The organism is Salipiger marinus (assembly GCF_035481585.1).
Lineage (GTDB): Bacteria > Pseudomonadota > Alphaproteobacteria > Rhodobacterales > Rhodobacteraceae > Salipiger > Salipiger marinus.
In genome coordinates, this window is the sequence record NZ_JAYKSL010000002.1 from 199684 (window position 1) to 214380 (window position 14697).

Sequence of the window (14697 nt, forward strand, 5' to 3'; positions counted from 1 at the left end):
TCTGCGTGGAAGCGGGTTTGCGCGAATGGCATGGCTGTTTTTGCAGCCGCAGAATCCACCTTTACAGCCGGGTGATCGGGGGTCTATCTGGGGCAGCTTCGGTCCGGGCAGGCGACTGTCCGGGTAAAAGGGAACGTGGTGCGGCGCCATAAGCGCCAAATCCGCGACTGCCCCCGCAACTGTAAGCGGCGAGCGACGCCGGGACATGCCACTGCCCGCAAGGGTGGGAAGGTCCGGTCGAGCGATGACCCGCAAGTCAGGAGACCTGCCGAAGCAACACCCTGTCCGACTGCGGGGCGCATGTCGGGCTGCGGAACGTCTTCCGCCGCGGTGTCTTCGCCATCTGCGGGAAGACTCTGTCCCCCGCAGGTCAGACCGGAATCGCGCGGACCCGGAACGGGCCGCGTCTGAGGGACAAGACAATGACCCGGACCCATCTGCTGGCGGCGCTGGCCGCCTCCACCCTGCTGACCCCCCTGCCCCTGCTGGCACAGGACGCCTATGATCTGGGCGAAATCGTGCTGTCCGGCGGGCTGAGCGAGATCGCCGCCGACCGCTATGGCCGCGCCTCCACCGTATTGACCCGCGCCGAGATCGAGGAGCGGGGCATCGCCACCGTGCAGGACGCGCTGCGCGCCATGCCCGGCCTGTCGGTCACAAGCTCCGGCAGCAGCCTGACCGCCGTGCGCATCCGGGGCGCCGAGGCCGCCCATACGCTGATCCTGATCGACGGCATCGAAGCGGCGGCAGGCGATGGCAACTACGCGCTGAGCGGGCTTGAGACCGCGAATATCGAACGGATCGAGGTGCTGCGCGGGCCGCAGTCGGTGTTCTACGGCTCGGATGCCTCGGCGGGGGTCATCAACATCATCACCCGCAAGGGCACCGAGGGCCGCACCCTGCGCAGCACGCTGGAAATCGGCGTCGGTCAGGGCTGGAGCGCCAGCGCCTTTGCCGCCAACCGCAGCGCACGCGGCGGCGTGTCGCTGTCGCTGGCCTATGCCGAGGACGAGGGCTTCGACACTTCCGGGGACGGCGGCGAAAAGGATGGCATCAACCGCGGCACCGCGATCCTGTCGGGCGATCACATGATCGGCGACGCGCTGAAGCTGGGTTTCACCCTGCGCCGGTCGCGGGAAGACTATGAGTATGATTCCAACAACAGGCCCGCGACCGGGCCGGATGATTACGTCGTGGACGACAAAAAACCCTACAGCAACCGCTGGGAAACCACGGCGGGCCTTTTTGGCGAATACGCCACCCCCGGCAGCGCGCTGGCGCAGCGTCTGAGCTTAGAGACCACGCGCAATGCCCAGAGCCATGTCGGCGACAATCTGACCAACACCCGCACCGATGCGGCCAAATACCGGCTGAGCTTCGCGCTCGACGGGCGGGATGTGGCGCAGACCGATCATCTGCTGAACACGCTGCTGGAATGGGAACGCGACGACAGCTCCAGCAATCCCGATTACGAACGCGAGACGTCCTCGCTGGCCTTGGAGTATCGCGGCCGCCTGTTCGAGGGTTTCGACCTTCAGGCCGGCCTGCGGCATGACGACAACACCCGCTTCGACGACATCACCACATGGACGCTGGGCCTGTCATGGCAGCTGGAGAACGGGATGCGGCTGCATGCCTCCGGCGGCAAGGGGGTCGTCAACCCGTCCTATTTCGACCTTTACGCCGACAACTGGGGGTATGTCGGCAACCCCGATCTGACGCCGGAAATCAACACGGGCTGGGATCTGGGCGTGGAGCTTCCGGTGCTGTCCGGGCGCGGCACGGTCGATCTGACCTATTTCCGCGAAGACCTGGCCGACGAGATCACCGAGGTTTCGCTGCCGGGTGGCGGCATCAGCTTCTTCAACCAGCCCGGCGAAAGCTCCCGCAAGGGCGTGGAACTGTCGGGTCAGGTGCAGGCGACCGATGCGCTGGGGCTGCGGCTTGGCTATACTTGGCTGAACGCGGAAAATCCCGATGGCAGCGTCGAGGTGCGGAGCCCCGAACACGAGCTGACGCTGGGCGCCACGCTGGCCGCCTTTGACGGGCGCGGCACCTTCACCGCCGACCTGCGTCATGTCGCGGGGAATTACGGCAAAACCAGTTGGGGCGATCAAGGGGTCGAGGAACTGCCCGCCTTCACCACGGTGGACGTGGCGGCGCGTTATGCGTTGAACGACCGGCTGACCCTGACGGGGCGGGTGACGAACCTGTTCGACAAGGATGCGGTGGAGGTCTGGGGCTATGCCAACCGGGGACGTGCGGTCTATGTCGGGCTTTCGTCGGAGTTTTGAGGCCCTGATGCTGGCGGCGGGGCTTTGCGCCCTGCCGCCCGCCAGCGAGGCGGCGCCATTGCGCGTCGTCTCCATCAACCTGTGCACCGACCAGATGGCGATGCTGCTTGCCGCGCCGGGGCAGCTGCTGTCGGTGTCGCATCTGGCGCGCGATCCGCGCAGCTCCGCCATGGCGCAGCAGGCCGAGCACTGGCCCCTTAACCATGGCGGCGCCGAAGAGGTCTATCTGCTGCGCCCCGATCTGGTGCTGGCGGGCAGCTATACCGCAGGTGCCACCGTCTCGATGCTGGAACGGCTGGGGATCCCGGTCGCGCAGTTCGCCCCGGTGACCGGGCTTGACGACATGCGCGCGCATCTGGCCCGCATGGGCGAGGTGCTGGGCCGCGAAGAGCAGGCGACAGCACTGCTGGCCGAATTCGAGGCGGGGCTTGCCACGCTGCACGATCCTGCCGCCACCCCGCCGCGCGCAGCGCTCTATTTCCCCAATGGCTATACGCTGGGCGGCAACACCCTGGGCGGCGAAATTCTGGAGGCGGCGGGCTTTGCCAATGTGGCCGCGGAGCTGGGGCTGACCCGCGGCGGGGTGATCCCGCTGGAACTGCTGGCGCTGGCCGCCCCCGATGCGGTGCTGACCAGCCAGCCCTATCCCGGCGGATCGCGGTCCGAAGACATCATGGCGCATCCCGTGGTGACGGCGCTGCGCGCGCAGATGCCCATGGCGGCGGTGACCGATGCCGACTGGGTCTGCGGCACCCCGCATGTGCTGCGCGCCATGGAAGACACGGCGCGCCTGCGCCGCGCCCTGGAGGATACGGAATGAAACTGGCGCTGGGTCTGTCCCTGACCGTTCTGGCGCTGGTCACGCTGTCGCTGCTGACCGGCCCCGCCGAGGTCGGCGTGGGCGAAAGCCTGCGCGCGCTGGTCTTTGGCAGCGACGGGCCGCTTGGCATGGTCATGCGCGAAATCCGCCTGCCGCGCGCGCTGCTGGCGCCGCTGATCGGCGCCGGGCTGGGGCTGGCCGGGGCGGCGATGCAGGGCTATCTGCGCAATCCGCTGGCCGATCCCGGTCTGATCGGCGTGTCGGGATCAGCCGCACTTGGCGCGGTGCTGGCGATCCAGACCGGGATCGCGGGCAGCCTGACGCTGGGCCTGCCGCTGTCGGCGCTGGCGGGCGCGCTGGTGGGGGTGGCGCTGGTGCTGGTGCTGGCGGGACCGGGGGGCGGCGCGCTGACGCTGATCCTTGCGGGCATCGCCATCTCGGCGCTGGCCGGGGCGCTGACCTCGCTGGTGCTGAACCTGTCGCCCAACCCCTATGCCGCCAATGAAATCGTGTTCTGGACCATGGGATCGCTGGCAGACCGGTCGATGACCCATCTCTGGCTGGCGCTGCCGCTGCTGGCGGTCGGCATGGCGCTGCTGCTGAGCCTCGGGCGCGGGCTGGACGCGCTGACGCTGGGCGAGGATGCGGCGGCGGCCATGGGGGTGCGCCCCGCCCGGCTGCGGCTGGGGCTGGTGATCGGCACGGCGCTGGTGGTGGGGGCGGCCACGGCGGTGGCGGGATCCATCGGCTTTGTCGGGCTGGTGGTGCCGCATCTGCTGCGCCGCGCCACCGGCGGGCGGCCCGCGCCGCTGCTCTGGGCCTCGGCGCTTGGCGGGGCGGCGATGCTGACCGCCGCCGACATCGCGGTGCGGCTGGTGCTGCCCGACCGCGACCTGAAGCTGGGGGTGCTGACGGCACTGGTGGGCGCGCCGCTGTTCCTGCACCTGATCTGGCGCAGCCGGGGAGAGCGCGCATGACCCTGCTGACACTGGACCGGATCTCTGTCACCCGCCGGGACCGCGCCGTGCTGCGCGACATCACGCTGTCGGTGGGCGCGGGCGAACTGGTGGGGGTGATCGGCCCCAATGGCGCGGGCAAGACCACGCTGCTGCGCACGGCGCTGGGGCTGGTGGCGCATGAGGGACATTCCTCGCTCGCGGCCCTGCCCGAGCCCGCCCGCGCCCGTGCCGCCGCATGGCTGCCGCAGACGCGCGAGATCGCATGGCCGGTCAGCGTGGAAACGCTGGTGGGGCTCGGCCGCCTGCCGCATCTGGGACCGGGGCGACGCATGGCGGCTGCGGACCGTGCCGCCGTCGATCATGCGCTGGCGGCACTGGGTCTGGAACCGCTGCGGCCGCGCACCGCCACGCGGCTTTCGGGCGGCGAACAGGCGCGGGTGTTGATCGCGCGTGCGCTGGCGCAGGACACGCCGCTGCTGCTGGCCGATGAACCCATCGCGGGGCTGGATCCGGAACACCAGATCGCCACGATGACCGTCTTTGCGACGCTGGCCGCCGAAGGGCGCGGCGTGATCGTGTCGCTGCATGATCTGGGGCTGGCGGTGCGGCACTGCACCCGGCTTCTGGTGCTGGACCATGGGCGGCTGGTGGCCGATGGCCCGCCCCGCGAGGTGCTGACCCCCGATCTGGTCGCCCGGGTGTTCCGGGTCAGCGCGCATTTCGCCGACACGCCGCAGGGCCCGGTCTTTCAACCGCTGGAGGTGCTGCCCTGCCCGCCGTCACCCTGAATGCGCCATGGCTGAGCCTTGATCTGGGGGCGGAGCTGCGGGTGCTGAGCTGGGCGCTGAACCGTCCCGGCTATGTCCGGGCGCGGCGCATCCTGTGGCGCGAGGTGCGCAATGCCGATCTGCCGCCCGATCTGGACGTGCGCGCATGGCTCGCCGCCGAACTTGACGCGCTTGGTGCGGCGGATGCGGTGGTGCTGCTGACCTCGCGCGATGTGACCAGCCATCGCAGCGCTGCGGTGCCGGGGGCGTTCTGCCTTGCCACGGTGGGCCTGTCCAATGCCGAACGGGTGGGGCATCGCGTGCCCCGCGACCCAAGCCGCTGGGGCACCATCAACCTTGCCCTGCAGCTGGATGCGCCGCTCAGCGACACCGGCCTGCTGGAGGCGCTGAGCATCGCCACAGAGGCGCGCACCGCCGCCGTGATGGATCTGGGGCTGCGTTTGCCGGGGGGCATCGCCACCGGCACCGGCACGGACTGCATCGCCGTGGCCGCCCCCGAAGGCGGGCAGGATTACGCGGGCCTGCATACCGACATCGGCGAGGCGATCGGCGCCGCCGTCTATGCCGCCGTGACGGCGGGCGGGCAGGACTGGATGCGCGATGTGGCGCCCCGGTTTACGCCGCCGCCAGCATAAGCCCCGCCACCAGCAGGGCGGGCAGCACCAGCAGCAGCCGCGGCGCCCGCTCCTCGATCCCGGTCAGCAGCAGCCCAAGCGCAAGGGCGGCCAGCGTCAGGATCCCCGCCCATGCGGTCAGGCCCAGCCCCCGCCCCCACTGATCGAGCGCCGCCCAAAGCGACAGCGCCAGCAGCAGCGCCCCCGCCCCCTGCCAGAGCCGGGGCCGCAGCGGCGCCCCCCGCCGCCCGGTGATCTGGGCAAAATGCCGGGGCATGGCGCAGGCGAGCGCAGCAAAGCCCGCGTAGCACAAGAGCAGCGACAGCCATCCCGCCATGGTCATTCCCCCGCGATGCGTGGCGCGCGCAGGCGCGGCGCCGGGCTGGGCAGGCGGCGTTTGCGCGGACCGGCATACCACCACGCCAGCGCATAGGCCGCGCCGCAGATCAGCGCCGCCAGATCGAAGCTGGCAAGGATCCAGCTGCCCTGTGCCACCGCCTGCGGCAGGCCCGCACCCCCCGTGGCCGGGTTGAGCAGCGGCAGCCCCAGCAGCAGCAGCGCGGTCAGCCCCAGCTGTTCGGGCCATGCCCGCGCGGGACCGCGCAGGAACGGGTGCAGCGCCGCCGCAGCCCAAAGCGCGAAAAATACGGCAATCTCGGCCTCCGCCCGCTGGTCAAGGCGGGCGGGCAGCAGACGGTTGGCCCAGAAATACCCCGCCGTGGCCAGCGACAGCCCGGCGATGCCACCGACATTCAGCCGCTCCACCAGCCGGAAGCCCAGAGGCGTGACACCGGATTTGGCGTGTTTCATGCCGCGCTTCGCGGTCCAGAGCAGCAGCCCGGTGCCCACCATGACCGTGCCCGCAAGGCCCGACAGGAAGAACAGCCAGCGCAGGTCGGTCTCGGCGAAACGCCCGCGATGCAGCGCACCCAGCACGTTATGGGTCGCGGTGATCGCGCTGACCCGGGGCGGCAGGGTTTCCTCCAGCAGCGCGCCGGTGGTGCCGTCAAAGCGCAGGCGCGCGCCCCCTCCCCCGCCGCCGGCCTGCGTGGCAAGACTGTCATTGCGCGCGGGCGACAGGGTGATCTCTGGCCGCGCGCTCAGGCGCCCCTCGACGCTGATGCGGCCAGCGGGCATGTCCCAGCGGGCCTGCGCCTTGGCCAGCAGCGGGGCGATGGGGACCAGCGGCGCGGGCGCGGTCAGGGCGGGCGGCGGGTCGGTCCGCGGCGCGGCCTGACGGGTGCGGCCTTCGACCACGAAGGGCAGCAGCGTCGCGGTGAACAGCAGCAGCCCCGAATAGGTGATCATCAGGTGATAGGGCAGCGCCAGCACGGCGGTCATGTTGTGCAGATCAAGCCAAGACCGCTGGCCCTTTCTGGGGCGGAAGGTGAAGAAGTCCTTGAAGATCTTCTTGTGGGTGATGACCCCGCTCAGGATCGCCACGAACATCGCCATGGTGGCGACGCCGACGATCCAGCGCGCAGCCTCGCGCGGCAGCCCGTGCAGTTCGAAATGGAAGCGGTAGAGGAAATTGCCCCCCGCCGTGTCGCGCGGGGTCAGCAGGGCGCCGGTGGCGGGATCCATCACCTGCCCCGCGCCGCGCTGCTGCGGCTGGCCCGGATCGCGCCATGACAGCCCCAGCACCGGGCTGCGTTCCGAGGGCAGCGTCACCGACCAGCTGTCGGCCTCCGGCGCCAGTTCCGCCAGCCGGTCCAGTGCCAGCTGTGCGGGCGCCGCCCCGGGCCGCGCGGCGTGCAGTTCCGGCGTCATCCACAGCGTGATCTCGCTGCGGAAATAGGCGAGCGTCCCGGTCAGGAAGACCGCGAACAGCAGCCAGCCCAGCACCAGCCCCGTCCATGTGTGCAGCCAGGCCATGTTCTGGCGAAAGCCCTGTTTCACGACAGCCCCCCAAAAGACCAGAGCAGCAGCCCAAGCGCCGCCGCAGGCAGGACCAGCCCCGCCGCCATGCGGGCCGGGCTGCGGATGGAAAAGACCCAGACCGGGACCAGCGCAAAGACCATGAAGGCCAGCATCGCGCCAAGCCGCGCGCCGTCCTGCCCCGCAAGCGGCAGCAGGCGGCAGGCCAGCACGGTCAGATTGGCCAGCCCGTACCCCCCGACCAAAGCCGCCGCCACCCGGAGGGTGACGGCGCTTCGTGGAGAGAGGGCGGCGGAGGGAAACGCCACGCCTGCCCCCTGTCTCAGAACCGGGCCGTCAGGCCGACAAAATAGCGCCGTCCGTCCAGCAGCGAGCCGTAATCCTCGCTGGTGATCTGCTTGTCGAAGGCGTTGTAGATGCCGAAATTGCCCTGCAGCGAGTCGTTGAAATCATAGGCCGCGCCCAGATCCACGATGGTGTAGCCGGGCACCCGGTCGCTGCTGGCTTCCTCGTTGGTCTCGCTTTTGAATTTGACCTTGCTCCACAGCGACAGCCGGTCATTGGCCTGCCAGTCGAGCCCGAGATTGACCATGTGCTGCGGCAGCGCGTTCAGCCGTTCACCCTTGTTGACGCCCGAGGTGATCTCGCTGTCGGACCATGTGTAATTCGCGGTCACGTCAAGATCGCGCCAGCGATAGTCCAGCGTCGCCTCGACCCCCTGAATCTCGGCCTCGTCAAGGTTCACATACTGGTTGATCCACTGCCGGGTCTCGCCGTTATAGACGCAGCTCCATTCGGCCTCGTCCACGGTGCCGTCGCCATTGGTGTCGGGGCTGTCGCAGATGCGTTCCTTGTCGATCTTGTCGGTGAACTTGGTGTGATAGGCGGTCAGCCCCAGCTGCAGGTCGCTGCGCGGCGTCCAGACCATGCCAAGCTCGTAATTGGTGCTTTCCTCGGGCTGCAGGCTGCTGTTGCCCTTGTCCCAGCCCCGGCCCCGGCCCGCCTGTTCCACGATGCCGTCATCGGTGCGTTTCAGCGCGGGCACGGTATAGCCGCCGCTGACGCCGCCCTTGAGGGTCAGCGTGTCGCGCAGATGCCAGACGCCATAGATGCGCGGCGTGAAGTTGTCGCCAAACTTCTCGTTCTCGTCATAGCGCCCGCCCAGCGTCAGGGTGAAATCGTCGGTCAGGCTGATCTCGTCCTCGACAAACAGCGAGGCATGCCAGCGTTCCAGATCGGTGTTGATCGATCCCGGAAAGCGGTCAGCGTCGTGGAAGGTCTTTTCCAGCTTGTAATCAAGGCCTGCGGTCATCTTGTGGGCGCCGAAGATCATCAGCGTCTTGCTGTTGAAATTCAGCTGCTCGAAGGAGGACAGGTTGCTGCCCTCGTCGATCTCCACCCGCTCTTTCTTGAGAAAGGAGGTGGTCTCGAACCCGTTCTGCCAGCGCAGCTGGTGGCTCAGCGCCACATCGTGCCGGGTGGTGTTCACATCGGTTTCGGTGGTGCCATTGTCCAGATCGCGCGTCGTGGTCTGCCGCGACTTGCTGTAATCCAGCTCCAGATCCTGCGCTTCGGTCATCTGCCAGGTCAGCCGCACGCCATTGGTGCGGCGTTCGATGCCGGAAAACCCGCCCTCGTATTTGTCGGAGGCGCGGTCGAAGGTGGAACCGTAAAAGCTCAGCCCCAGACGGTCCTTCACCAGCGGCCCGGTCAGGTAATAGTTGGTCTGCAGCGAATCCGAGGATTTGCCGTCTTCCTGCAGGGTCTGGCCCACCGACAGCGTGCCGGTCCAGACATCCGCCGTGGGTTTGGTGATGATGTTGATGACCCCGCCCGAGGCAGCGGATCCATAAAGCGACGACATCGGGCCACGGATCACCTCGATCCGGTCGATGATGGCGGGCGGCGGCAGAAGCTGGGTGCGCTGGCCGCTGCCCCAGCCGTTGTAATAGGCATCCTGACTGTCGCCGACGGGTTTGCCATCGACAAGGAACAGGATGTAATCCTCGCCAAAGCCGCGGATGTTGATCGAGCTTGATCCGGGCAGCTTGCCCGAGCCGCTGGATTCGATGGAAATGCCGGGGATGGTGTCCAGAATGTCGGTGATGCCGCTATAAGAACGGCCCTCGATCTCTTCCGAGGAAATGACGGTGATCGTGGCGGGCGCATCGGCGATCTGCTGTTCGAACCCGGTGGCCGAGATGACGATTTCGCCCAGATAGGCGTCATCAAGGCTGAGATCCTGCGCCAGCACCGGAGTGGAGGCAAGCATCAGCGGCAGCGCCGCGCAGCCCGAACGCAACCGCCCGGCGAAGGTGATCCTGTGTGTCATGGTCCTGTCCCGCTTTCCGCCGGGGACACGCCCCGACGCCATATTCACAGCGGAGCGCCGCCCAAGACAGCACCCGCAACTTTATGATCCGATTGCTGGGAAAAACCTGGCCTGTCGGCGCCAGCCCGTCTGCCGGCGACGGGAGGGGCTTAGCAGAGGTTGAGTTTTTTAGTCAACTACGTTTCTGACTTTTCCGCGATCCGCGCGTGATCGGGGCGCCGCCGTGCTGGCAGCGCCCCCTGCCCTGCCCTGCCCGCCGTCAATGCGCGGGCGGTTTGGCGCCGCGGGCGGGCGGCTTCATCGCCAGCGCCATGACGGCAAGCCCCACAAACAGCAGGGTCAGCAGCAGGAAGACATCGATGAAGGACATCACCACCGCCTGCCCCGCCACACGCTGTGCCAGCTGCGCCAGCGCCCCCTGCGCGCCGTCCAGCCCCTGCGCCGACAGATTGGCGGCCATCAGGTCAAGCTGCCGCAGCGCCTCGGGGTTGGACCATGTCAGTGCCTCGTCCAGCCGGGCGGTGTGCAGCGCGCGCCGGTCGCTGAGCAGCGTGTTGATCAGCGCCAGCCCCACCGCGCCGCCAAGGTTGCGCATCAGGTTGTAAAGCCCCGAGGCGCCCTTCATCTTGTCGGGCGGCAGCGTGCCAAGCGCGAGGTTGTTGATCGGCACCATGCAGATCATCAGCGACATGCCGCGCAGGATCTGCGGCAGCAGCAGTTCCTGAAAATCCCATTCCGCCGTCATCCCGGTCAGCATCCATGACGACAGGCCAAAGCCCAGAAAGCCCACCAGCAGCATGGCCCGCAGATCCACGCGCGAGGCCAGCATCCCCGCCAGCGGCGCGGTGCAGAACATGGCGAGCCCCGACACGAACACGGTCTGCCCGGTCATCAGGCTGTCATAGCCCCGGACCGAAGACAGATAGAGCGGGTAAAGATAGGTCATGCCGTAAAGGCCGATGCCCATCACGAAGCTGAACACCGAACCGACCGCGAAGTTGGTATTGGCAAAGGCCGACAGATCCACCACCGGATCGCGCCGCGTGACGGCCCGCCAGAAGGTCAGGATGCCGCCCACCACCATGACGGCGAACAGGATCGCCACGGCCTCGTCCTGAAACCAGTCATTGCCGGGGCCTTCTTCCAGCACGAATTCCATGCCGCCCAGAAAGCAGGCCAGCGCGCCCAGCCCCAGCCAGTCGAACCGGTTGAAAAGCGACCAGTCGGGGCCGTCGAAATCGATCAGCGCCAGCGCGCCAAGGCTCACCAGTATCCCCGCAGGCACGTTGACCAGAAACAGCCAGTGCCAGCTGAAGGTGTGGCTGAGATAGCCGCCCACGGTCGGCCCCACGGTGGGCGCCAGCGTCGCGATCAGCCCGATCATCGGCGAGACGATGTTGCGCTTGCTGGCCGGAAAGATGGTGAAGGCGGCGGCAAAGACCGAGGGGATCATGCCCCCGCCCAGAAAGCCCTGCACCCCGCGCCACAGGATCATTTCCGAGATGCTGCCCGAGGTCGCGCAGAGAAAGGAGGCGGCGGTGAAGCCTGCCGCCGACAGCGCGAACAGATACCGCGTGGACATCATCCGCGCCAGCAGCCCCGATAGCGGGATCATCACCACCTCGGCGATGAGATAGGATGTCTGCACCCACGAGATCTCGTCAGACGAGGCCCCCAGCCCCGCCTGAATCTCGGGCAGAGAGGCCGACACGATCTGGATGTCGAGAATGGCCATGAACATGCCAAACACCATGACGAGAAACGCCGCGACCCGGCGCGGCGTAAGGTCTGGTTCGCTGTCCTGTGTCGCGGTGCTCATTGCCGCACCTCCGCCACGGCGGTGCCTTCAGGCGCGGTGCGGCGGTCGATCTCCACCACCACCGACAGGCCCGCGCGCAGGCCTTGGGTGCCGTCGGGCAGATCGATCCGCACCGGCACGCGCTGCACGATCTTGGTGAAGTTGCCGGTGGCATTGTCCGCGGGCAAGAGCGAGAAGACCGAGCCGGTGGCGGGCGCCAGCGACACCACACGGCCCTCGATCTCGTGCCCCTCCATCGCGTCGATGCGGATCCGCGCGGTTTCGCCCGCCACGATCTCGGCCAGCTGGGTTTCCTTGAAATTCGCCTCCACATACAGGCCATGATCGGGCACCACCGCCGCCAGCCGGGCGCCGGGGCTGACCAGTTCGCCCTGTTCAATGGCGACATTGGCCACGGTGCCATCAAACGGCGCGCGCAGCACGGTCATGTCCAGATCGCGCTGCGCCTGAGCAACGGCAAGCTGCAGGTCGGCGCGGCTCGACTCCGTCTCGGCGCGCTGTGCCTGCAGCACCTCCACCTCGGCGCGCGCACCGGTGATCGCGGCTTCGGCAGCGGCAAGATTGGCGCGGGCGGTGTCCAGCGCGCCGGTGGCTTGGTCAAGATCAGCCTGAGAGGTGACGCGGCGCGCGGCCAGATCGCGGGCGCGCTCCGCCGCCGTGCTGGCGGTGCGCAGGCTCGCCTGCGCCGCAGCGCGCTGCGCCTCTGCCTGTGTCACGGCAGCCTCGGCGGCGCTGACCTGCGCGTCGATCCGGGCCAGCGTGCGGTCCAGCGTCGGCAGCTTGGCCTGCGCCTGCTGCAGCGCGATGCGGTAATCGCCATCGTCGATGCGCACCAGCACCTCGCCCTGCCGGACATGCTGGTTCGCCTCCACCGGGATTTCGGCGACATAGCCTTCGAGTTTGGAGGAGACCAGCGACAGATCCGCCTGAACATAGGCATCGTCGGTCTCGATCAGGAACCGCCCCTCGCTCCACCACGACCAACCCTGCCAGCCGCCCCCCAGCAGCGCCACCAGCGCGAGCCCGGCCAGCACGGGCCCCTTGCGGCGGCGGGGTGGCGGCGTGTCCATGGCCGAAGGGGTGGCGGTGGCGGGGTCGATCGGATCGTGGCGGGACATAAGCGTGACTTTCGGTGACATTGGCCCGGCCCATCGAACCGGGTGGTTCGACAGCCAGATAGGACGCTGGCAGGCAAAGATCAAGACTTCATCGAACCGGTCAGTTCGATTATACAGGGCGCATGACCCAGACCGATGCCCCTGCCCCGCCCTCGCCAAAACGCCGCCATGCTGCGGGTGCCGACCCGGACAAACGCCGCCAGATCCTGCGCGGCGCATGGCAGGTGTTTCTGGAACAGGGGTTTGACGCGGCCAGCATGAACGCCGTGTGCAAGGCGGCGGGCGTGTCGAAGGGCACGATCTATGTCTATTTCGAGCACAAGGAGGATCTGTTCTTTGCCTTGGTCGAGGACATGCGCGCGCGGTTCTTTCGCGGCATCAGCGAACCTCTGGCCGGGCCGGGCTGCACCGAGGACCGGCTGCGCAGCTATGCCACCGGCCTTGCGCGGCAGCTGACCTCGGAAGAGGTGGTGCGGGCGCAGCGCATCGTGGTCGCGGTGGTGGAACGGATGCCACATCTGGGCCAGCGCTTCTACGATGCAGGGGCTCGGCATGTGCTGAGCGCGCTGTCGGACTGGCTGGCTGCCGAGGCCACGGCCGGGCGGCTGCGGATCGACGATCCCGAACTGGCCGCGCAGCAGTTTCTGGAACTGTCCACCGCCGGTCTCTGGCGGCAGCGGGTGTTCGGGCGCCGCCTTGCCCCGCCGGATGAGGCGGAGATCACCCGCACCGCCGAGGCCGCCGTGCGGGTGTTTCTGGCCGCTTACGGCCCCGGGACCTAGCGTGCCATCCAGCCGCCATCCACCGTCACGCAGCTGCCGGTGACATAGCCCGATCCCGGCGCGCAGAGAAACAGCACCGCGCTCATCAGATCCTCCGGCGCACCCCAGCGCCCGGCGGGGATACGCTCCAGAATGGCTTGGGACCGGTCATCGTCGGCGCGCAGGGCGGCGGTGTTGTCCGTGGCGATGTAGCCCGGGGCGATGGCATTGACCGTGACCCCCTGCCCCGCCAGTTCGTTCGACATGGCCCGCGTCAGCCCCAGCAGCCCGTGCTTGGCCGCCGTATAAGACGCAACCCGGATGCCGCCCTGAAACGACAGCAGCGAGGCGATGTTGACGATCCGCCCCGGCACACCGCGCGCCACCATCTGCCGCGCCGCCGCCTGCGCCAGCCCGAAGGCGGCGGTCAGGTTGATCTGCAGGATCGCGTCCCAGTCGCTTTGCGGAAACTCCAGCAGGTCATGACGGCGGATCTGGCCCGCGTTGTTCACCAGAATGTCGACCGGACCGGCGCGGTCCAGCACCGCGTCAAAATCTTGTGCCGCGGACAAATCCACCTCCAGCGCGTCGAAGCTGCGGCCCATGGCGGTGATGCGCGCGGCAGTCTCCGGCATGGGGCTTGATCCCAGCCCGACGATATCGGCGCCAGCGGCGGCCAGCGCGGCACAGGCGGCCTGCCCGATGCCGCTGCGCGCGCCGGTGACCAGCGCGCGGCGTCCGGTCAGATCAAAGAGGGAGGCAAGATCGGGGAAATCGGTCTTGGTCATGGCGGGGCCTTTCTGAAGGATGTGAGGACGGGGCCAGAGCTAGCAGCCGCAGCCGGGTCCGGAAAGCGGCGCGGTTACAAGCCGAAGGTGACATGCCCTTCGGCATCAATCTGCCAAGCCGGGTTCCACGCGATTTCCCAGGCATGACCGTCCGGGTCGGCGACATAGCCGCGAAAGCCGCCATGCGGGGGCGCATCGGCTGGGCGCAGCACCCGTGCCCCGGCGCGGACCAGCCGTTCCATCAACGGCGCCACCTCCGCCTCTGTGGCGACGTTATGTGCCAAGGCCATGGCGGCGGGACCGGCCTGCGGGGTCTGGCCCATATCCTCTGCCATCGCCTCGCGCTGGAAAATGCCCAGCACGAAGCCGTTCATCTGATAGAACAGGATATGTTCGTTCTGGAACACCGGCTGCCAGCCGAACCCTTCCGCGAAGAATTTCTGGGACCGCGCAAGATCTGCGCTGCCGAGGGTGATGACGGCGATCTGCTGCTGCATGGCGTTCTCCAATCCGAGGTGCAGGATCA

Annotated in this window: 14 protein-coding genes and 1 riboswitch; of the genes, 6 read left to right on the plus strand and 8 right to left on the minus strand. The window is 68.2% G+C overall.

The annotated features are described in order from the left end of the window. Positions 1 to 82 precede the first annotated feature (82 nt). Positions 83 to 287: riboswitch (cobalamin riboswitch) on the plus strand. Between the two features lie 135 nt (positions 288 to 422). From VK682_RS04130 to VK682_RS04150, 5 genes are read left to right on the plus strand one after another with little or no spacing between them, the layout of a single operon-like run. Further along, positions 423 to 2294: a TonB-dependent receptor plug domain-containing protein gene (locus VK682_RS04130; RefSeq protein ID WP_324781481.1), complete on the plus strand. Its 1872-nt coding sequence runs from the start codon at positions 423 to 425 to the stop codon at positions 2292 to 2294. Next, a complete protein-coding gene (locus VK682_RS04135) occupies positions 2269 to 3114 on the plus strand; it encodes an ABC transporter substrate-binding protein (protein WP_324781482.1) in 846 nt (281 codons plus the stop codon). The genes VK682_RS04130 and VK682_RS04135 overlap by 26 nt, the downstream gene beginning before the upstream one ends. After that, entirely contained in the window at positions 3111 to 4091 is a 981-nt protein-coding gene (locus tag VK682_RS04140) for a FecCD family ABC transporter permease (protein WP_324781483.1), read from the plus strand. Before VK682_RS04135 ends, VK682_RS04140 begins: the two co-directional genes overlap by 4 nt. Further along, positions 4088 to 4861 (plus strand): ABC transporter ATP-binding protein, encoded by a 774-nt coding sequence (locus VK682_RS04145; RefSeq protein WP_230796382.1) that lies wholly within the window; start codon positions 4088 to 4090, stop codon positions 4859 to 4861. The genes VK682_RS04140 and VK682_RS04145 overlap by 4 nt, the downstream gene beginning before the upstream one ends. A gap of 41 nt (positions 4862 to 4902) precedes the next feature. After that, positions 4903 to 5496, plus strand: coding sequence for an adenosylcobinamide amidohydrolase (locus VK682_RS04150; protein ID WP_380716588.1), 594 nt, complete (start codon positions 4903 to 4905; stop codon positions 5494 to 5496). Here VK682_RS04150 and VK682_RS04155 read toward each other — a convergent pair. The 6 genes from VK682_RS04155 to VK682_RS04180 all read right to left on the minus strand — a co-directional run bounded on the left by VK682_RS04155 (position 5477) and on the right by VK682_RS04180 (position 12643). Further along, the gene (locus VK682_RS04155) at positions 5477 to 5812 is read right to left on the minus strand and encodes a DUF3325 family protein (protein ID WP_230796380.1); all 336 of its coding nucleotides are present in this window, start codon (positions 5810 to 5812) and stop codon (positions 5477 to 5479) included. The genes VK682_RS04150 and VK682_RS04155 overlap by 20 nt on opposite strands. A 2-nt stretch (positions 5813 to 5814) precedes the next feature. After that, the gene (locus tag VK682_RS04160) at positions 5815 to 7374 is read right to left on the minus strand and encodes a PepSY-associated TM helix domain-containing protein (RefSeq protein WP_230796379.1); all 1560 of its coding nucleotides are present in this window, start codon (positions 7372 to 7374) and stop codon (positions 5815 to 5817) included. After that, complete coding sequence (locus tag VK682_RS04165; protein ID WP_230796378.1) at positions 7371 to 7661, minus strand: iron transporter; 291 nt, start codon at positions 7659 to 7661, stop codon at positions 7371 to 7373. The genes VK682_RS04160 and VK682_RS04165 overlap by 4 nt, the downstream gene beginning before the upstream one ends. A 14-nt stretch (positions 7662 to 7675) precedes the next feature. Next, positions 7676 to 9685, minus strand: coding sequence for a TonB-dependent receptor domain-containing protein (locus tag VK682_RS04170; RefSeq protein ID WP_230796377.1), 2010 nt, complete (start codon positions 9683 to 9685; stop codon positions 7676 to 7678). 259 nt (positions 9686 to 9944) lie between these two features. Next, complete coding sequence (locus VK682_RS04175) at positions 9945 to 11504, minus strand: DHA2 family efflux MFS transporter permease subunit (RefSeq protein ID WP_230796376.1); 1560 nt, start codon at positions 11502 to 11504, stop codon at positions 9945 to 9947. Next, complete coding sequence (locus tag VK682_RS04180; RefSeq protein WP_324781484.1) at positions 11501 to 12643, minus strand: HlyD family secretion protein; 1143 nt, start codon at positions 12641 to 12643, stop codon at positions 11501 to 11503. Before VK682_RS04180 ends, VK682_RS04175 begins: the two co-directional genes overlap by 4 nt. Before the next feature lie 101 nt (positions 12644 to 12744). Here VK682_RS04180 and VK682_RS04185 point away from each other — a divergent pair, with 101 nt between their 5' ends. Next, positions 12745 to 13404 (plus strand): TetR/AcrR family transcriptional regulator, encoded by a 660-nt coding sequence (locus VK682_RS04185; protein WP_230796373.1) that lies wholly within the window; start codon positions 12745 to 12747, stop codon positions 13402 to 13404. On the opposite strand, the gene kduD is transcribed toward VK682_RS04185, so the two are convergent. Together kduD and VK682_RS04195 are read right to left on the minus strand one after the other, a co-directional pair. Then, complete coding sequence (kduD, locus tag VK682_RS04190) at positions 13401 to 14171, minus strand: 2-dehydro-3-deoxy-D-gluconate 5-dehydrogenase KduD (protein WP_230796371.1); 771 nt, start codon at positions 14169 to 14171, stop codon at positions 13401 to 13403. The genes VK682_RS04185 and kduD overlap by 4 nt on opposite strands. 74 nt (positions 14172 to 14245) lie before the next feature. Continuing rightward, a complete protein-coding gene (locus VK682_RS04195; protein ID WP_324781485.1) occupies positions 14246 to 14668 on the minus strand; it encodes a VOC family protein in 423 nt (140 codons plus the stop codon). Positions 14669 to 14697 lie beyond the last annotated feature (29 nt).